Source organism: Clostridium sp. CM028 (genome assembly GCF_030585565.1).
Classification (GTDB): domain Bacteria; phylum Bacillota; class Clostridia; order Clostridiales; family Clostridiaceae; genus Clostridium_AD; species Clostridium_AD estertheticum_B.
Genome location: NZ_CP077766.1, coordinates 1 through 20,337 on the forward strand (window position 1 = coordinate 1; position 20,337 = coordinate 20,337).

21 protein-coding genes are annotated in these 20,337 nt (G+C 30.9%); 20 read left to right on the plus strand and 1 reads right to left on the minus strand.

Annotated elements, in window-relative coordinates; translation table 11 throughout:
* Positions 1-267: 267 nt before the first annotated feature.
* From KTC94_RS00005 to holA, 15 genes are all read left to right on the plus strand, one after another.
* Positions 268-600 (plus strand): hypothetical protein, encoded by a 333-nt coding sequence (locus KTC94_RS00005; protein WP_216301782.1) that lies wholly within the window; start codon positions 268-270, stop codon positions 598-600.
* Positions 584-1,624: a V-type ATPase subunit gene (locus tag KTC94_RS00010; RefSeq protein ID WP_216301783.1), complete on the plus strand. Its 1,041-nt coding sequence runs from the start codon at positions 584-586 to the stop codon at positions 1,622-1,624. Before KTC94_RS00005 ends, KTC94_RS00010 begins: the two co-directional genes overlap by 17 nt.
* Positions 1,625-1,662: 38 nt before the next feature.
* Positions 1,663-3,630, plus strand: coding sequence for a V-type ATP synthase subunit I (locus tag KTC94_RS00015; protein WP_220319462.1), 1,968 nt, complete (start codon positions 1,663-1,665; stop codon positions 3,628-3,630).
* A gap of 90 nt (positions 3,631-3,720) precedes the next feature.
* Positions 3,721-4,146, plus strand: a complete 426-nt coding sequence (locus KTC94_RS00020) for an ATP synthase subunit C (protein WP_216301785.1) — start codon at positions 3,721-3,723, stop codon at positions 4,144-4,146.
* 19 nt (positions 4,147-4,165) lie between these two features.
* Positions 4,166-4,474 (plus strand): V-type ATP synthase subunit F, encoded by a 309-nt coding sequence (locus KTC94_RS00025; RefSeq protein WP_216301786.1) that lies wholly within the window; start codon positions 4,166-4,168, stop codon positions 4,472-4,474.
* Between the two features lie 49 nt (positions 4,475-4,523).
* Positions 4,524-5,135 carry a V-type ATP synthase subunit E gene (locus tag KTC94_RS00030; protein WP_220319463.1) on the plus strand — a complete coding sequence of 204 codons (612 nt, stop codon included), beginning with the start codon at positions 4,524-4,526 and terminating at the stop codon, positions 5,133-5,135.
* A gap of 16 nt (positions 5,136-5,151) precedes the next feature.
* Positions 5,152-6,909, plus strand: coding sequence for a V-type ATP synthase subunit A (locus tag KTC94_RS00035; RefSeq protein WP_216301788.1), 1,758 nt, complete (start codon positions 5,152-5,154; stop codon positions 6,907-6,909).
* Positions 6,910-6,951: 42 nt separating this feature from the next.
* On the plus strand, positions 6,952-8,334 hold the full coding sequence (locus tag KTC94_RS00040) for a V-type ATP synthase subunit B (RefSeq protein WP_165413718.1): 1,383 nt from the start codon (positions 6,952-6,954) through the stop codon (positions 8,332-8,334).
* Position 8,335: 1 nt separating this feature from the next.
* The gene (locus KTC94_RS00045) at positions 8,336-8,956 is read left to right on the plus strand and encodes a V-type ATP synthase subunit D (protein ID WP_220319464.1); all 621 of its coding nucleotides are present in this window, start codon (positions 8,336-8,338) and stop codon (positions 8,954-8,956) included.
* 254 nt (positions 8,957-9,210) lie between these two features.
* Complete coding sequence (locus tag KTC94_RS00050; RefSeq protein ID WP_165413720.1) at positions 9,211-9,393, plus strand: hypothetical protein; 183 nt, start codon at positions 9,211-9,213, stop codon at positions 9,391-9,393.
* Positions 9,394-9,581: 188 nt separating this feature from the next.
* A complete protein-coding gene (locus KTC94_RS00055) occupies positions 9,582-9,746 on the plus strand; it encodes a zinc-ribbon domain-containing protein (protein WP_165413721.1) in 165 nt (54 codons plus the stop codon).
* A gap of 153 nt (positions 9,747-9,899) precedes the next feature.
* A complete protein-coding gene (locus KTC94_RS00060) occupies positions 9,900-10,445 on the plus strand; it encodes an MORN repeat-containing protein (RefSeq protein ID WP_165413722.1) in 546 nt (181 codons plus the stop codon).
* A 199-nt stretch (positions 10,446-10,644) separates the two neighbouring features.
* The gene (locus tag KTC94_RS00065) at positions 10,645-10,791 is read left to right on the plus strand and encodes a hypothetical protein (RefSeq protein WP_220319465.1); all 147 of its coding nucleotides are present in this window, start codon (positions 10,645-10,647) and stop codon (positions 10,789-10,791) included.
* A 314-nt stretch (positions 10,792-11,105) separates the two neighbouring features.
* Positions 11,106-12,893, plus strand: a complete 1,788-nt coding sequence (locus tag KTC94_RS00070) for a ComEC/Rec2 family competence protein (RefSeq protein ID WP_220319466.1) — start codon at positions 11,106-11,108, stop codon at positions 12,891-12,893.
* On the plus strand, positions 12,890-13,924 hold the full coding sequence (gene holA, locus KTC94_RS00075; RefSeq protein ID WP_220285961.1) for a DNA polymerase III subunit delta: 1,035 nt from the start codon (positions 12,890-12,892) through the stop codon (positions 13,922-13,924). Before KTC94_RS00070 ends, holA begins: the two co-directional genes overlap by 4 nt.
* A 121-nt stretch (positions 13,925-14,045) precedes the next feature.
* Here holA and rpsT read toward each other — a convergent pair whose 3' ends face one another.
* Positions 14,046-14,318 (minus strand): 30S ribosomal protein S20, encoded by a 273-nt coding sequence (rpsT, locus tag KTC94_RS00080; RefSeq protein ID WP_165413726.1) that lies wholly within the window; start codon positions 14,316-14,318, stop codon positions 14,046-14,048.
* A gap of 250 nt (positions 14,319-14,568) precedes the next feature.
* On the opposite strand from rpsT, the gene gpr reads away from it, so the two are divergent.
* From gpr to hemW, 5 genes are all read left to right on the plus strand, one after another.
* Entirely contained in the window at positions 14,569-15,543 is a 975-nt protein-coding gene (gene gpr, locus KTC94_RS00085) for a GPR endopeptidase (protein ID WP_216301791.1), read from the plus strand.
* 52 nt (positions 15,544-15,595) lie between these two features.
* The gene (locus tag KTC94_RS00090; RefSeq protein ID WP_220285960.1) at positions 15,596-16,750 is read left to right on the plus strand and encodes a stage II sporulation protein P; all 1,155 of its coding nucleotides are present in this window, start codon (positions 15,596-15,598) and stop codon (positions 16,748-16,750) included.
* Between the two features lie 92 nt (positions 16,751-16,842).
* Complete coding sequence (locus KTC94_RS00095) at positions 16,843-17,100, plus strand: hypothetical protein (RefSeq protein ID WP_216301793.1); 258 nt, start codon at positions 16,843-16,845, stop codon at positions 17,098-17,100.
* A gap of 179 nt (positions 17,101-17,279) precedes the next feature.
* Positions 17,280-19,085, plus strand: a complete 1,806-nt coding sequence (gene lepA / locus KTC94_RS00100; protein ID WP_216301794.1) for a translation elongation factor 4 — start codon at positions 17,280-17,282, stop codon at positions 19,083-19,085.
* Positions 19,086-19,106: 21 nt separating this feature from the next.
* On the plus strand, positions 19,107-20,228 hold the full coding sequence (hemW, locus tag KTC94_RS00105) for a radical SAM family heme chaperone HemW (RefSeq protein WP_216301795.1): 1,122 nt from the start codon (positions 19,107-19,109) through the stop codon (positions 20,226-20,228).
* The last annotated feature ends 109 nt before the right edge of the window (positions 20,229-20,337 follow it).

Consider the following 20,337-nt stretch of genomic DNA (forward strand, 5'->3'; position numbering starts at 1 on the left):
GTTACTCTTCGGTCATTTCATTATACAACTTACCCTAAGAAACTGTCATGGTTTTTATGTAGGGGGCAAGAGATAAACATAGGTAGCGTTAGCTTTGTATGGTATATATTGTAATAAAGCTCAGATCCCTTATCGAAGGCTTATATTATGCCCAAAATCGCTTTCGACATTATGCATTAAAGGTAATATAATGAGAATATAGTCAACATTCCAAATTATGAGAAAATATAAAAATAAGTATTAATTATAAATATTGGGGGTGATGTTTTGGAATTTATAACTAATAAAATAATGAGTATAGACAAAGATGCTGAAAGCTATAGGAAGGGCATTGATGAAATGTTAAAAGAAAAACAAGATGAATTTGAAAATATAATAAAGGATATGAAGGTTAGCTTTCAAGAAGAATCTAAAAACATTAAGAATACTATAAGTAATGAAAAGATGATGGAGGCGGAGTTTAAAGCTGAAATCATAAGAAAAGAAAAAGAAAAAGTATTAAAAAATATTAATAAAAAATATCAAAACAATAAATTAAAAATAGTAGATGAAGTATTTAACGCTATCATAGGGGTGGGAATATATGGGAAGTATTGTTAAGTTTAGTGCTATTAATTCTAAAGTAAAGGCAATGATGGGAAAGATGATAAGCGGAGATCAATATTTGAAATTACTAAAGTGTAAAGATTTTAAAAGTACTGTTAAAGTATTAAAAGAGGATACGAGCTATGGGGAGCTTTTAGGAGAATACAACTTAGAGAAAATACATAGGGGTAATTTAGAGATTATTTTAAATAGATACTATACAAGTATTTATAGCAAATTTATAAATTATTTTGATGGTGAATACAGGAAGCTTATAAAAGTTTTTTTTGTAAGATGGGAAATAGAAGATTTAAAAATAATTATTAGAGGCAAATATTTAGGCCTACGTTGCGACGAAATAGAAAACAAGCTAATTGCAAGAAGTTCTTTAAATACAATAAATTATGATTATTTATTAGCCTTAAAAAATACAGAAGAGGTAATAGATGGACTAAAAGGGAGCATATATTATAAAAGTCTAAAAAATTTAGCTAGGGGCATCAGTGAAAAAGGTTTGTTTAGAATTGAAACAGAACTTGATTTTGTTTATTTTATGTCTGTACGACGCGAACTCAAGCATTTGGACAATGAGAATAAAGAAGTGGTACACAGTATATTAGGATTGGAAGCAGATCTTTTAAATTTAGGATGGATATATAGAGGAAAGATTTTTTACAATATACCTTCTGAGGAGCTGTTTAACTACACCATATATAATGGGTATAAGCTTTCAAAGGAAAATATTAGAAAGCTTTGTTATATAAATAATATGGAAGAATTTTATAATATAATAGAAAAAACACCATATGCAAAGATATATGAAAAAGATGATTTTAATTCCATTGAAAAACGACAACGTGAATTTCAAAAAAAATATTTCAAAAAAAATCTTAGAGAGAATAAAACAAATATTAGCATGGCTATGAGTTATCTTGCGTTTTATAGGATTGAAATAAAAGATATTATATCTATAGTAGAACAAAAAAGATACGATATGGATATGAATGAAGGTATAAATTATGTTTCTGTCACATTATAAATGCTTATCTACCCCAGAAAAAAGCAGGAGGTGATTTTGTGTCTATAGAAAAAATGCATATGGTTAATTTAGTAGGTGAAATGTCCGATTTTGATAAATTAACTAAATTATTAGCACTAGAAGGCTGCATGCAGCCAGTAAGTGCTTTGCAAGAAATAAACTCGTCAGATTTTGTATTAAAAACTTCAGAGGGCAATATAGAGGCTTTAATGGATGTAAACTATATAAGACCTTACTTATATGATAAAGAATATAATATAAGTTTAAAACATGTTGAAAAGCTTGCAAAGGCTCAAAATACTGTTGATATAAGTTGCGAATATATTAAAGAGATGATTTTTGATTTTGATACCATAGAGAATAAGCTAGCGGAAGTATATGATAAATATATGGTTTTAAACAAAGAATTTGAGGATTTAAAACAAAAGGAGCAATACCTTAAAAACACATATGAGGCCTTAGGATTTTTAAATGATGTATCTATTCCTATGGAAGAGATTACTGCTATGAAAAATTTCCAAATGGATTTATATAAAGTGCCAGAGCAAAACATGGTTAAACTAAAAGCCAATTATGAAAATATTCCATCAGTAATAGAAACTGTCTATAAGGAAAAAGATTTTGTTATATTTATAGCATTTACTCCAATGCTTTTGCTAACAGAAACGGAAAGAATTTTTAAATCGGCAAATTGCGAAAGAATTCTAGTGCCTAATCATTACATAGGCATTCCAAGGGACGTGGCGGTGGTTGTTCGTGCGGAAATATATCAAGTGCAAGAATCTACAACGAAAATTAAAATGGAACTTAGTGATTTTCTAAAGGGAAATTACAAAACTATAAAAAATATAGAAAATAGTTATGAATTGGAGCAAAAGTCTGGAGAAATTAAAAAGAGTGCGGCGTGCACAAATGAATTTTTTTATCTTTCTGGTTGGATACCTAAAAGTTTTATGGAGAGCATTGATAAGTTACTTTTGAGTTTTGATGATAGAATATTGATTATTAAAAAAGAGCCTAATGAGAGAACTAATAAAGCTATAACTCCACCAACAATGCTTATAAACAACAAATTGTTTAAACCATTTGAGAGTTTGCTTTTCATGTATGGTGTTCCTAGCTATGATGAAATCGATCCTACTAGGTTTTTGGCAATAACTTATACTCTAATGTTTGGTGCTATGTTTGGTGATGCAGGACAAGGATTAGTATTGCTTTTAGCAGGAGTTATGCTGAAAAGTAAGTCAGGTAGAAGTAATATAGGCGGGATTTTTGAAACCCTGGGGGTAAGTTCTATAATATTTGGATTTCTATATGGGAGTGTATTTGGTTCTGAAAGAGTAATTAATGCATTGCTAATTAGACCGATGGAAGATATTAACGATATGTTAATTGGAGCTATAATATTTGGATGTGGTTTCTTAATTTTAGGATTTATATTAGGGATTACTAATAGTTTAAGAAGGAAAGATATAGAACGTGGACTTTTTGGAAAAGAAGGACTAGCAGGTTTTATGTTCTATATTGGAGCTTTAATACTAATAGTATCTATAATCTATAAAAAGCCATTATTACCGAAAGCTATTTGGATGATATATTTTCTTTTCTTTTTATTACTGATATTACTAAAGGAGCCGCTTGCGAATATTATTAAAGGTAAAAAAATATTATTTGAATCTGGAACTAAGGATTATTTTATAGAATCAGGTTTTGAGGTAATAGAAACATTGTTATCTATGTTTTCTAATACACTTTCATTCATAAGAGTAGGTGCATTTGCATTAAATCATGTGGGTTTGTTTGTTGCATTTTCTGCTATGGCTTCTATGACTAAGAGTGGATTTGCTTCAGTGCTAATATTAATAATTGGAAATGTAATAATTATATGCCTTGAAGGGTTAATCGTATTTATACAAGGGTTAAGACTTGAGTATTATGAATTATTCAGTAAGTATTATGAAGGGGCAGGGATTGCTTTTGAACCTGTGCAGATTGAAATTAAGTAACATATATATAAACATGCATTTTGTGTAAAAAAATGGAATATATAAATTTGAAAGTTAGTGCACTAGATATTAGAAGGAGGAATAAGAATTATGACTATTTTATTAATGTTAACATTTTGTGTTGTTATAGTTACTATTACGTATGGAGTCGTTTCTCAAAGTAAAATAGATGTTTTGGGGAGGAAAAAGGTAAAAAAAGCGCTAAAAATAAATTTAGGTGTATTTATACCAGTTATGATGGGAGCTTTGATCGTGAATATTCCAAGCGTAGCACGCGCAGCGGGAACAGTTGCAGTGAACCCGGCTGCTGGACTTGGGTATTTAGCAGCTGGGCTTTCCACAGGACTTGCAACTATTGGCGCAGGCTATGCTGTAGGGGCAGTTGGTTCTTCAGCATTAGGTGCGGTATCAGAAGATCCTAAGATACTAGGAAAAACGCTTATCTTTGTTGGCCTTGGAGAAGGTATTGCTATATACGGACTTATTATATCAATAATGATACTTTCGAAATTATAATTTTTTAGGAGAGAGGATTATGACAAGTTATTTAATAAGTGATAATGTGGATACTTTTGTAGGGATGAAAATGGCAGGAATAGAAGGCATTGTTCTTCATGAAAAAGAAAAAATATTAGAAAAAATAAAAGAATTAAAAAAAAATCAGGGAATAGGAATAATAATAATAACAGAGAAAATTGCTCTTTTAATACCAGACGAGGTAAGCGTCATAAAATTATCAAGAGAAAGACCCCTTTTGGTGGAAATTCCAGATAGGCACGGCTGGAATCGTGGTAGTGACTCTATATTAAGATACGTTAAAGAGGCTATAGGGATTAAGATATAATAATTATACAAGTATAATAGGAGCATAAGAATTCGCAGGAGGGTTAGTTATGACCACAATTGAAGATAAGATAAATTTATTTTCTAAGATAATATATGACAAGGTAAATAAAGAAAAAGAAGAAAAATTAGAAACATTCAGTTTTGAGGCTGAAAAAAAAATCAATATAGAAAAAGAAAAGATAGAAGAGCTTAGACGGAGCATCCAAAGGGAAGTTACAAAAAAAACTAATATTAAAGCAAATGGAATAGTAGCAAAAGAAAGGCTTAATAAACAAAGAGAAGTGTTGTTCCTTAAGGATAAGTTGATTAGTGATGCTCTAGAAAATGTTCGGGTAAAGCTTGTACAATTTGTTAGTTGTGAGGAATATAAACCGTATTTCATAAGTAACCTTAAAAAGACTTTAAATGCGATGGATAAAGGAAACTACTATATTATAGTACTAAAAAGGGATTACGAAAAATTTCAAAGTGAAATTGGACTTATACTAAAGGAGTATTGTGATCATAATTTTGAAGTGAAAATTTCAGAAGAAGACTTTATAGGTGGACATATACTAAAAGATTTTGAAGGAATATTTATTATAAATAATAGTATATATGCTGCATTACAAGATAGTAAAGAAACAATTGGTGTTAGAGTTATGGAAATGCTGGCCTAAAAAGGGGAGGAATAACATGGTAGGAAACATAATCGGAGTAAATGGTCCAGTTATAAAAGCTGAACACATGAAGGGCTTCAAAATGAGAGAAATGGTTATGGTAGGCGCGAGGAAGCTTATAGGTGAAATAATAATAATAGAAGAAGACTTTGCAACTATTCAGGTTTATGAAGAAACTAGCGGTCTTAAGATAGGTGAACCTGTAATTTCTACTGGGAGTCCTCTTTCTCTTAAATTAGGGCCAGGAATACTCGGAAATATATTTGATGGAATTGAGAGGCCACTAGAAAAGATAAATGAAATGTCTTATGGATTTTTACCAGAGGGTATAGGGCTCATTTCTCTTGATGAAGAAAAACTTTGGGATGTAGACATTATCGTAAAGCTTGGAGATGAATTAAAAGAAGGACAAATATACGCAAACGTTCAAGAAACTGCATCCATTATGCATAAGATAATGGTTCCTCCAGGGGTTTTTGGAACTGTAACCTGGGCATGCGAAAATGGAAAATACAATATAGAAACCACAGTAGCAAAATTAAAGCAAGGCGCGGAAAATTATGAACTTAAACTTTATCAATATTGGCCTTGCAGAACGCCAAGACCGGTAAAAGATAAAAAAACTATTTTTAAACCACTTATCACGGGCCAAAGAATAATAGATATATTCTTCCCTTTGGCTAAAGGAGGAACTTGCGCTATCCCTGGGGGGTTCGGTACTGGAAAGACTATAACCCAACATCAGCTTGCAAAGTGGTCTGATGCAGATATTATAGTGTACATTGGTTGCGGAGAAAGAGGAAATGAAATGACAGAAGTTCTAGAAGAGTTCCCGAAACTTATAGATCCTAGAACGGATTTACCACTTATGAATAGGACTGTGCTTATAGCTAATACATCAAACATGCCCGTAGCTGCAAGAGAAGCAAGTATTTATACAGGAATAACTATAGCGGAATATTTTAGGGATATGGGATATCACGTTGCTATAATGGCGGATTCTACTTCGAGATGGGCAGAAGCCTTACGTGAAATCTCTGGAAGACTTGAAGAGATGCCTGCTGAGGAAGGTTATCCAGCCTATCTCCCATCAAGAATTGCAGAGTTTTATGAAAGAGCGGGTTATGTAGAAAACTTAAATAATACAGAGGGTTCTGTTACTGTAATTGGGGCAGTGTCGCCTGCGGGAGGAGATTTCTCAGAACCTGTTACTCAAAATACTAAAAGATTCGTTTCTGTTTTTTTAGGACTTGATAAAAAATTAGCTTATGCAAGGCACTATCCAGCAATAAACTGGTTAGCTAGTTATAGTGGCTATTTATCACTTTTAAAGGAGTGGTATGAGGAAAACGTGGCGGGAGACGTAATGGACTTAAGAGCAAAGATGCTTAAACTTTTATATGAAGAAAATAAGCTTCTGGAGATAGTTAAATTGGTAGGTGAAGATGTGCTGCCGGACGCGCAAAGGTTGATTATAGAGGTTTCGAAATGCCTTAAAATATCATTTTTGCAACAAAATGCCTATAATACTGTAGATACTTATGCACCTTTAAACAAACAATATAAAATGCTTAAAGTTATAGAATCGTTTTATGATAATGCAAGCAGGGCTGTGAAATTTGGAATACCAATTTCTGTTATAATAAACAAAGAATTAATGGAAAAGCTTTATAAAATGAAATACAATGTACCCAATGATGAGCTTTCGATAATAGATGATTTAGAAAGTGAATTAGTGAATTATTTTGATGGAATTATAGAAAAATATAGATAATGATTATTATCTACATTATAGAGACCAGCAGGGAGGTCCAATATGAAAAAAGAATATTTAATGTTAAATAAAATTCAAGGGCCTTTAATTATACTTTCCAGTGTTGAAGATGTAGCATATGATGAAATTGTTGATATAGTGGTGGATGGAAAGTATAACAAAAAAGGGAAGGTTGTTCAAATTTATAAAGACAAGGCTATAATACAAGTTTTTGAAACCACAACTGGTATGTCTGTCAACAATACATCAGTTCATTTCAGAGGGGAATCTTTTAAAATAGCTCTTACAAAGGATATATTGGGAAGAGAATTTAACGGGATAGGCGATCCAAGAGATAATGGTGGCGAAGTTTATTCTTCAAAAAAATACGATATAAATGGAAGGCCTATGAATCCTGTAGCTAGAAAATACCCTAGAAACTATATACAAACAGGAATATCATCTATAGACTGTCTTGCTACATTAATAAGAGGGCAAAAGCTTCCTATATTTTCTGGAAATGGTATGGCGCATAATGAACTGGCAGCACAAATTGTAAGGCAAGCAAAAATTTCTGATGAGGTTGATGAAAAATTTTGTATAGTATTTGGAGCTATGGGCATAAAGTATGATGATTCTAACTTCTTTAAGAAAAGTTTTGAAGAAGCGGGTGTGCTTGAAAAGGTGGTTATGTTTACAAATCTAGCAGACGATCCTATTGTTGAGAGAATAATAACTCCAAGATGTGCATTGACTGCTGCAGAATACTTAGCATTTGAAGAGGACATGCATGTACTTGTAATACTTACAGATATGACTAATTATTGTGAAGCGTTAAGAGAACTTTCTTCCTTAAAAGAAGAAGTTCCAAGTAGAAAAGGTTATCCAGGATATTTATATTCGGATCTAGCGTCACTGTATGAGAGGGCTGGAATGATGAAAGGGAGAAAGGGTAGTATAACACAAATACCTATATTAACTATGCCTAATGATGACATAACGCATCCAGTACCAGATCTTACAGGGTTCATAACCGAAGGGCAAATTGTTTTAAGTCGCGGAATAGAGCAAAGAGGCTTTTATCCGCCAGTAAACATCCTTCCTTCCCTGTCGAGACTTATGAAAGATGGCATTGGCGAAGGCTTTACAAGGGAAGATCATGGAGATGTATCAAATCAAATATTTGCAGCCTACTCTAGGGTTCAGGATGTAATAGCACTAGCTCAAGTTATAGGAGAAGATGAGCTTTCAGAAATAGATAAGATATATATGGATTTTGGTAGAGCATTTGAAGAAAAGTTTTTAAAACAGGAGTATGATGAAAATAGAGATATGACAGAAACTTTAGATTTAGCTTGGGAAGTTCTTAGCATATTGCCGAGTAATGAGTTGGATAGGGTTTCACCTAAGATTTTAGAAAAATATTATAAAATAGTGGTGGAGTAATATGGAAACATTTGCACCAACTAAATCTACATTAATGGCTGCTAAAAATTCCTTGGACTTTTCTGAAAAAGGCTTTGAACTATTAGATAAAAAGAGAAGTGTACTTATAAGAGAAATGATGTCTTATGTATCTAAGGCGCGCGAACTTCAAGATGAGGTAAATATAACTTTTTCAAAGGCATATAAAGCGCTAGAATCTGCAAATATAAATTCAGGAATAATAGAAATAGAAGACGTAGCTATGACCATAGGCGAAGCTAAAGACTATAAAATTTTATTTAAAAGTGTTATGGGTGTAGAAGTTCCTAAAATTATTTTTGAAAGAAAAGAAATAGAACCAAAGTATGGATTTTATAGAAGCAGTGCGGCTATTGATGAGTCTATGAAAGAGTTTAATAACGTGAAATATTTAACCTATGAGCTGGCAGAAGTAGAAAATGCTGTCTACAGATTAGCCATGGAAATAAAAAAAACTCAAAAGAGAGCAAATGCACTTCAAAATATACAAATCCCTAAATTTAAGGAAATGGTCAAATTTGTTACAGAAGTTTTAGAAGAAAAAGAAAGAGAAGACTTTTTTAGACTTAAAGTAGTAAAAAAGAAACATAGAAAGGAGGATTAGATAATCTACTGCGAAGGTGAATGTCGTTAGAAGTTGAATAATAATATTAATAAAAGAATATTCAAATTATTCAAAATGTGTTATAATGACATTAGAATAGGAGGATAAAAAAGAAAAATTATAACTAGATTTAAATTTTACGAACAAATGTTAATGTTAAGGAAGTTTTAAAAAAATTACTGTTTAGTTTCAAATAATATATGTGAAATATATAATTATGAACAAAATTTTAAATAAATAATAAGAGGTGGAGTATGGAAGAATATAGGGGTTACGTAATAGAAGTTGTAGAAAACAATGAGAAAGAATATCCATATAAAGCAATAGCAATAAAAGAAGAGCAGGAAATAAAACATAAGGGGCATAGTAAACTGCAAGCTATCGATTTTGTTAAGGGAACAATTAATTTAACAATAGCTCGAAATGCTAGTCAATAAATATTTAGTATTTTAAAAAGTGTTAAAAAAACATTGCATATTAACAAAATATATGTTATTCTTAATGAGTTGGGATTGCAAAATCAACAACAACAAGATATTTGATATGATTAAAACATTACCTTTTTAGGCATATAAAGTAAATCAGATCTTAAATCTTAATATAATTAAAAAGGAGAAATGTTTAAATGGCTGATAAGACTATAGTATGTAAAGATTGTTCACAAGAATTCGTATTCACTGAGGGTGAACAGGAATTTTATAAAGAAAAAGGATTCGAAAATGAACCACAAAGATGTCCTGATTGTAGAAGAGCTAAAAAACAACAAAACAATAGAGGATTTCAAAGATAATATTATCTAAGAAAAATTACCTATAGGAATTAATTCCTATAGGTTTTGTTTTGTAGAAAATTATTGCATAATTTTAAAAAGAATATGGTATAGTATATAGAAGATAATGCATATGCATTATTATAAGTACATAAGTAAAGGAGCGATTTGAATATGAAAAACATAAAATTAAGTAAAGCTAATTTAAATAAAATTAGAATAAATAATGTTATAATTGCAAAAACACAACATATTCATGGGGGAACCTATGAAGGAGGAAGAGTTGATGGTAAGAAACATGGCGAGGGCACTTTTAGTTATAGCGATGGAAGTAAATATGTAGGCCTTTGGAAAAATGATCAAATGCATGGCCAAGGTACACTGGCTTTTTCAGGTGGAGAAAAATATATAGGAGAGTGGAGTAATGATGAAAAACATGGATATGGAATATATACATGGCCTGATGGTGAAAAATACATAGGATTTTGGGAAAATGGTGAAAAATGTGGTCAAGGTATTTGTACATGGCCAGATGGAGACACATATGTAGGTGACTTAAAGAATGGACTTAGGCATGGAGAAGGAATTCATACTTGGGCCCAGGGAGAAAAATATATAGGGCAGTGGCAAAATGATGAAAGAGAAGGGCAAGGAATGTATATTTATTCAGATGGTGAAATTCAAATTGGAGAGTCTAAAAATAACAAATTAATAAGGTGAAGTAATTGTTGAAATAACAGATGAAAAATTCTGTTATTTTTTTATCGTTAATGACATTTCAGCTTCGAAGATGATTTAAGTGGAACCTTTTTGTAGTAAGCATAATATTATATAACAACAAAAGAAGCATTAATGGCAGAAACTTAGGAAAAATGATTTTAAACAAAAATATTTGCCTTCGGAGAGGGGGGGAATATATATGTGTTGTTGGTGGATAATATTATTATTACTAGCTGATGATTGTGGCAGGAATGATTGTGACAGAGATGATTGTTGTTGCAATACTGTTGTAATAAATTGCAATAAGAGACATCATAGAAGAAACCGTAATAGATGCAATTTCTAAAATTGTTATAAGGGTTTTGAATGTTAGTATAAAAAAACTAAATTAAGCATTTAAAATTAAGGAGACTTTAGATATTTATTCTAAAGTCTTCTATTTACTATTAAAAAGTATATTTATACTATACTAATCTATTCAAATAAATAAGAACAAGCTGATTAGTATGAATATTTATTGGACAAAATAAAGGTTGTGGAGGTGTGAAAATGCTTGAAAGTATATTTTTAATAATGCTTAAATTATAAGGAAACAAAAAAATATGGAACAAATTTATATGTTCTTTTTAATAGATAAATTTTCAAGTAGAATAGTTTATTATGGTTAGACCTTTAGTGTATTATGCAATAACAATATTGATGGGATGCCTTACTTGTTTGATTTTAATAAATAATCCTATTTTAGGTGCAGTTATAGCTGCATCCTTTTTAGCTATAATGTTTTTTACTATAGATAAAAAGTTTTTTTATATAGTAGTTTGCTTTTTTATTATTGGAACTATAAATTATTATTCTTATTTTAATACTAATCTGCCAAGTAAGCAAAAGTTAAAAGTGAGGATTTCAGAAAAAAGTACATATTATTGCACTGCGAAATATGATAATAAGAAAATTGTTTTGGAAGGCGATATCTTTGAGTTAACGCAGGGAAGAAGTTTTTGGATAAATGGTAATTTTCGAAAATTGGCAGTGTATGAAAGAGGCATCGTTGGAACATATACAGTTAAAAATTATAAGATTTGTAATGAAGATTTAATATCGAAAATTGAAAGTTTTAGAAGAGGCTTATATGAAAAATTTTCAGAAGTATTAGGAAAAGAAAAATCTGCTTTAGTTATGGCAGTATGTTTTGGAGACAGTGGATACATAGAAAAAACGCAAAAAGAAGATTTTAAAAAATTAGGTATCAGTCATGTTATAAGTGTATCAGGACTACACATGTCAATAGTATATAAAGCTTTAGAAATTATTATGGGTTATAAAATAGCTTTATTATTTTCTTTTGGATATATGATATTTACGGGAGGTCAAGCCTCTACAATAAGAGCATTTATAATGATTTTTATATTGAAAATATCAAGTATGGTTTATAAAAAATATGATAGCTTATCTTCTCTTAGCCTAGCGGCAATTATACTATTAATAATTAGACCTTTTTATATTCTTGATATAGGCTTTATGCTCTCATTCCTTTGTGTTCTGGGAATTATAGTATATAATAAGAAAATGAAAAAGGTGCTATACAAATTACCATCTGCTTTAAACGAATCTTTTAGTTTAAGTCTAAGTTCCCAAATATTTTCTATGCCTTATGCAATTGGAGCCCTTAAAACTTTTAGTTTAGGATTCCTTTTTAGTAACTTATTGTTATTGCCATTCTATACGATAGTTGTGGTGCTGGGGAATATGGGTTTAGTACTTAGCCCAATTTATCAATTGTTCAATTTAGTAAACTACGGACTATATACTGTTTTAATGATTATAGAATTTATTCAAAAAATGCTAGGTATATTATTACCAGAAATAATATACTTCTCTTATTTAGAGAGTTTAGTTGTATTTGGACTATATCTGTGCTATGTTGGAATTAAAAAAGGTTATGGGCAATTTAAGTATATTCCAATTTGCATTGTTTTTATTTTTGCTTTTCAAAATTATAAGGTTTTTCCCGAGATTAGCTATATAAATATAAATAAGAATGATATAGTTTTATTACAATATAAAAAAACTACAATTGCGGTGACCACAGGCAATATTAATGTGAAGGATTTAAAAGTGCCTGTGAAGGTAGATAAAGTTTTTAAGGGTTACACGGGAGATTCAACTATCAGACTTTCACAGAGATATGCAATTAGGCTAATTAGTAATGGTAATAAATTAGAAGCACAAGTGTGTTTTGTGAAAAACACAAATGTAGAACCCGATAGGGCGGTATTTAATGATAGTGCATTATCTAATAATATCGGTGAAGAAATTATACCATTTAAATGTATTGTAAAGCTAAAAAAGGATGAAACATACACATTACCAGGTACAATAATAAATAAATATGTAATTATAGGAAACAGAACATTAAAATTTTCACAGGGGTTGGAGGAAATATTTTGATTAACTTTACAGAGCTTGAGAAAAAAATCAAGAAACATGAACTAGATAATTGTTATATATTTTGCGGATCGGATGAAAAACTAATAAAAAATCATGTTGAATTTATAACCGATAATGTATTAAGTAAGGATTTCATGGATTTGAATTACTCGAAATTTGATGGTAGCAAAATTGATTTTGAGACAATTATAGATGCTTGTGAAACCATGCCGTTTATGAGTGATAAAAAGGTTGTGGTTGTATACAGGGCTTCATTTTTAGATGATAGTGGTGGAAGTAAAAATTCGGGAGATATAAAAAGCAAAAATTTCGCTATGCTAGGCGAATATTTGAAAAATCCTTCACCACATTGCATTTTAGTCATATATTATGTGTTTTTAAGTGACAGAGAAAAACCAAGCAATAAAATAAAAAAACTAGATAAAAAATCATGTGTCATAAAAGTTGATAAATTAAGGGGGGAATCGCTTCAAAAAAAGTGCAAGAATTTATTTGAAAACGCTGGAACGAAAATTGGGAGATCAGAACTTACTTTATTCTGTAGCCAGGTAGACAATAACATGGATATAATATTAAATGAAATAGAGAAATTAGTTTCATTTACGCAGGGAAGAGAAATTACTAAAGAAGATATTTTGGAGATGATGCCTCAAAAGAGTGAAAATGATATTTTTAATTTAGTTGATTATTTGTCTCAGAAAAATATTAAGAAAGCTCTAGACGTTTTAAATGAACTTATATACAAAGGAGAGAAGATACCACTTATCTTATTTATGCTAGGACGACAATTCAATCTTTTATTTAATCTTAAATTAGGCATTGATAGCGGGAAAACAAAAGAAATTTTGGCGAGCGAATTAAAGCTTCATCCGTATATTTGTGAAAAAATGATCTCGCAGAGTATGAAGTTTACAATAAAGGCACTAAAGAGAAATATTGAACTATGTGTCGATACAGAAAAAATCTTAAAAAGTGCGTCTACTGATGATAAGCTTAATATTGAAGTTTTTATGATAAAAACTGTTATGTAACATTATAGATTCGTAGATGACGATTTAATATCATTTCTAAGCGTGTCTACTTTTGAATTGTTATTACTTTAAATATCTTATACAAAAAAACAAAAAACCGGTGTAAATCACCGGTTTTTTATTATGCTGTTAAACTTAAAGCGTTTAACTTAGCTGCTAGTCTAGATTTTCTTCTTGCCGCTTTGTTTATGTGAAGTATTCCTTTTGTTACAGCCATATCTAAAGCTTTAACCACGCTTGCATATGTAACTTTAGCTTCTTCAACATTGCCAGTAACGACAGCTGTCTCAAATTTCTTTACCTTAGTTTTTAAAGCAGATTTAATCATTGTGTTTCTTTGTGTTTTAACTGCAGTAACTCTAATTCTTTTTTTTGCTGATTGAATATTTGCCATTTAATTTCACCACCCTCGTATTTAATAACATGTCAGCAGTCTTGGGTAAAACTGCGTACGAATCTTTTTAATTATTCAACTGATATTATAGCATTAAAATTTAATCACTTCAAGTGTAATTTAATCTATATATATAATTTTTAATATAAGGCGCATTTTAAATAAGTGAAAAGCCTAAAAAAAAATTTTGAAGGGATAGGAAAGGGCTATTAGGAAAAGCTAATATTAAAAATATAGTTGAGGTGAAATTATGATAAGTGTAAGAACGGATTTAGCTGTTGAAGCTAAAGAAATATACAAAGCAGAAAACAATGGTGAGATGCCAGGTGTTGATGTAGAAGAGTATAGCAAGGGCGATATTAAAATTACTAATGTAAAAATAGTAAGTGATATTGGCGAAGAAATGATGGGAAAACCAAAAGGTACATATATAACTATTGATATTCCTGAATTTGTTCACTATGATGGTGATGCTATGGACAGAGTAAGCGTTGTAATGGGAGAGGTGCTCGCTCCGCTAATAAAATTAGAGGATAGTATGACAGCGCTCGTGGTTGGACTCGGTAATTGGAACGTTACTCCTGATGCTGTAGGACCAAAAGTTATTTCAAAAATAATGGTGACTAGGCATTTAAAACAATTAGTACCCGACTCTATAGATGAAGGTATAAGGCCAGTATGTGCCATATCCCCTGGAGTACTAGGAATAACTGGTATGGAAACTGGTGAAATAATCCGCGGCATAGTGGAGAAAATCAAACCTAATTTAGTTATTTGTATTGATGCATTGGCTTCTAGAAAAATGGATAGGGTCAACAGAACTATACAAATAGGGACTACTGGAATTTCTCCAGGAGCTGGAATTGGGAATCGGAGGATGGAAATAAGTGAAAAAACCTTAGGCGTGCCAGTTATTGCTATTGGGATTCCAACAGTAGTTGATGCGGCAACACTAGCGAATGATACCATTGATTTAGTACTTGATGAAATGATTAAATCCGCAAATGAAGGCAAAGAATTTTACAATATGCTTAAGTCAATTGATAAGGTAGAAAAACAAAAGATGATTGCTGAAATATTAAATCCATATGTTGGTAACCTTGTAGTTACACCAAAAGAAATTGATATGGTTATAAATTCAGTTTCTAAAATTATTGCAAATGGTATTAATATAGCGCTACAACCAGCATTAGACTTAGAGGACATAAATAAGTATTTGAACTAGTAATAACTTCATATATTCCCTCATATATATTGTATAAGCGGGGGGGATAAAGATGAGTTACAAAGGTATAGAAATTAAAGGTAAATATAAGAATATGCTAAGTAAAAAAACGAATTTTTCAAAATATGCTATTAAAAAAAATAGTAATGTTAGAATATTTTTTTGTGTTTTCATATTACTCATTATTTTTTTATTAAGCCTGATTTTACCTAAAAGTGCCAAGGCGGATAATGAAGGGAAATATAGAAATTACTTTTATGTTAATGTTATTAATAATACATTAGCAGTAATTAAGTCCTCAAACACAGAGCAGCAGTATACTAACAGTGAAAATAGCGTGAAACTTTCAGCATTATCATTGTTAGGAGTAGATATCTTAAATCCTATATCTATAATAGTGAAAGAAGTTGCATTTTTGGATAATAATGACGCTAGCTCTGATGTAAGCAATTCAAAATTTAGTCCTAATCCCTTTAAATTAGAAGATAAACAGGTAAGTAAGTCGGAAGCGGAAGCTAAAGATAAAGATTCTAATCTGGTAGCACCCCTTGATAATCCTGCTTTGAAAAAAGCTTTAAATAATGCAAAGCCTAGAGTGCTAATATATCATTCGCATACCTGTGAAGCTTATCGCACATCAGATAATGATAAATCTACTATTGAAAATAGTATAGATCAAACAAGAAATGTTTGCACTGTAGGAGATGTAATTAAAGATGAACTAGAAAAAAAATATGGAATTGCAGTTATACATGATAAAACTGTGCATGATAAAGGAGATTATAATAGTGCCTACAAAAAATCTGGAGTTACTTTAGACAGGTATTTAAAGGAATATGAAAAATTCGATTTAATTATAGATTTACATAGAGATAGTGTGCAGAATAAGAATGCAGTAACTACTAAAATAAATGGGCAAAATGTAGCTAAATTTATGTTCGTAGTGACAGATAAAAACCCTAGATACGCAAAACAAAAGAAATTAATAAATTCCATGATAGGAATATCAAATAAATTATACCCAAATCTTATAAAAGGTGACCCAATTTTTGCTTATCATTATGGAATTGGTTTTTATAGTCAAAATAAAAGTGATAATGCGTTGCTTATTGAAGTAGGCGCAGATCGGAATACTGTTTCTGAAGTAAAAAATACTGGTAAGTATTTATCAAGAATAATGGCAGAACAATTAAATGGGAAAAAATGAATAATTTATTTTAAAAAGTGCATCCTTACTAAGGAGAAGATAATAATTAATAATTATTATCTATTTAGGGCAATTGTAAGGAGGCACTTTTTATGCTTAAAAAGGGTAGAATTAAATATTTTCTTGTGATTTTTATTTCTTTTTCTGTTTTAACTTATGGATTCATCAAAGTTAATATTAATAAGACAGAACTTGTGAGAAATAAGTCGAAATTTACAATAGGCTTTAAATTAAAACCTGTCGATTTTAGAATAGAGACTAAGGACTATGGTTTTTATGTGAATAATAAAATATTTGATAACATGAAAAAAAAATGCATTAGTACATACAATGGTATTTTTTCAAAATAATATAAAAATACATATATTAAGCGAAATAAAGTATAATGTAGAATCATAATACGCTTACAAAACTAGAGATATTTATGATATAATTTAATTTATAAAACTAATATGCTTTAGGATAAGTATGTTTATGTTAAGCTAAAGCAAATGATTTGATTCATATAGAATAACGGGGGTACAAATTAATGCCGAGTAATAGACAAAAATACATAAGAAACTTTTCGATAGTTGCACATATTGATCACGGCAAGTCTACTCTTGCAGATAGATTATTAGAAAAGACAGGCACTTTAACTAAAAGGGAAATGGAAGAACAAGTACTTGATAATATGGACCTCGAAAGAGAAAGAGGTATTACTATTAAATCTCAACCAGCAAGGCTCGTTTACAAAAGGGAGAATGGAGAAGAATACATATTCAATCTTATAGATACTCCGGGACATGTAGATTTTAACTATGAGGTTTCAAGGAGCTTAGCTGCTTGTGAAGGTGCAGTGCTTGTAGTAGATGCATCACAAGGGATTCAAGCTCAGACTTTAGCAAATTGCTATCTTGCTCTGGACAACAACCTAGATATTGCACCAGTTATTAACAAAATAGATCTTCCTAGTGCAAGGCCAAGCGAGATAATTCAGGAAATTGAGGACGTAATAGGTATTGAAGCTCAGGATGCTCCTCTAATCTCTGCGAAAACTGGGCTTAATGTAGAAGATGTTCTAGAAGCTGTAGTAAAAAAGATTTCACCTCCTAGTGGAGATGAAGAAGCACCACTCAAAGCTTTAATTTTTGATTCTTCATATGATAGTTATAAAGGTGTTGTATGTTATGTAAGAATCAAAGATGGAATTGTTAAAGCAGGAACAAAGATTAAACTGATGAATACTAATAAAATATACGATGTAGTAGAAGTTGGAGTATTTGTTCCAAATTATCTGACCGTACCGCAGCTAAGTGCTGGGGATGTTGGATATATAACAGCATCTATAAAAAATGTTAGGGATGCACGAGTTGGGGATACAATAACAGAAGCGTCTAGACCAGCGTCTAAGCCGCTTAAGGGATATAAACCAGCAGTGCCTATGGTGTTTAGTGGTATTTATCCGGTAGATGGTGCTAGATATGGAGAATTAAAAGAGGCACTAGAAAGGCTCCAGTTAAATGATGCAGCGCTAGGATTTGAACCCGAGACATCTATCGCTTTAGGATTTGGATTTAGATGTGGATTCTTAGGCCTTCTTCATATGGAGATAATACAAGAAAGAATAGAAAGAGAATTTAATATAGAAATCATTACGACAGCCCCATCAGTTATATATAAAGTAATGAAAACTAATGGAGAATTAATAGAAATAACAAATCCTACAAATCTTCCAGAACCAACGGAAATTAGTTATATGGAAGAGCCAGTAGTTAAAGCGTCTATCATAACACCATCAGAATATTTAGGATCAGTTATGGAGTTGTGTCAAGAAAAAAGAGGCGTATATATTGATATGAAATATATAGAAACCACTAGAGTAGTGCTCAATTATGACATGCCTCTTAATGAAATAGTATACGACTTTTTCGATGCCTTAAAATCAAGAACAAAAGGATATGCATCTTTTGATTATGAATTTAAGGGTTATACCACGACTCAGCTCGTAAAACTAGATATTTTACTTAAAGGAGATAAAGTAGATGCGCTGTCTATGATTGTTCCGGAGGAAAGAGCTTACCATAGAGGAAGAATTATGGCTGAAAAACTAAAAGAGCTTATACCAAGACAAATGTTTGAGATACCAATACAAGCATCTATAAACTCAAAGATAATAGCAAGAGAAACTGTAAAGGCACTTAGAAAAGATGTTTTAGCTAAATGTTATGGTGGAGATATCTCAAGAAAGAAAAAATTATTATCGAAACAAAAAGAAGGTAAAAAGAGAATGAGACAAGTGGGAAGTGTAGAAGTTCCACAAGAAGCATTTATGGCTATACTTAAAGTAGATTAGGAATAAAGTGAGGCTTAAACTATGAAGAATGTTGCGTTGTATATACATATTCCTTTTTGCAAGCAGAAGTGTTTATATTGTGATTTTCCGTCATTTGCTGGTAAAGAGGAGTGTATGCTTGATTATGCCGCAGCTCTAGCAAAAGAAATAAATAGTATAAGAGATAAAAAAATAAAAACTATATTTATAGGTGGGGGAACTCCCACCTATTTATCTTTAGCGGGCTGGGAAATGATAGGGAAAAGTATTGATAGATTGGATATGTGTGACGATTTAGAGTTTACAGTGGAAGGAAACCCCGGAACATTTACAGGGGAAATATTAAACTTTTTAAAAAAAATAGGAGTAAATAGGATCAGCATTGGACTTCAAGCCTTTCAAGATTCTTTGCTTAAAAAGCTGGGTAGAATCCATACTATTGAAGATTTTAAACAAAGCTTTCAAATGGCTAGAAATCTAGGTTTTGATAATATCAATGTAGATTTAATGTTTGGACTTCCGTCTCAAACGCTTAAGCAGTGGATAGAGACTTTAGAGAATGTAACTAACCTTAATCCAGAACACTTATCTTGCTATAGTCTAATAGTGGAAGAGGGAACGGCTTTTTATAAAGGGCTTGAAGAAGGCACATTAAAGCTTCCGGATGAGGAAATAGAACGAACTATGTACGCACAGACAATAGAATATTTAAGAGGAAAAGGGTATATACAATATGAAATTTCAAATTTTGCAAAAATCAATAAGTCATGTAGACACAATTTAGTATATTGGGAAATGGGCGAATATATAGGATGCGGCGCTTCCTCTCATTCATATAGGGATGGGTTTAGGTATAGAAATGAAGAAAATATAGAAAAATATATTAAGAAAATAAATGTTGATTGTTGTGCAATAGTGGAAAAAATAAAGAATTCATTTAAAGATGATATGGAAGAGTTTATGTTTATGGGTCTTAGAAAGAATGTAGGCATAAGCAAAAGTGAATTTAGGAAAAGATTTGACAAAGATATAGATAGTGTTTATAGGGAAGTAATAAATAAATATGTAAGTAATGGATTCATGGAGGAAAATGATAACAATATTTTTTTAACTTATGAAGGTATTGAAATATCGAATGTGATTATGGCAGAATTTCTTCTATAAATGCATTGCCATAAATTTTTGTCTAAAGATATTAATATTATAGCACCACGAAAATCAAAGGAAAGCGTAGTATGCTTAATTTAAATCGATATAATCAACATATAGTGGC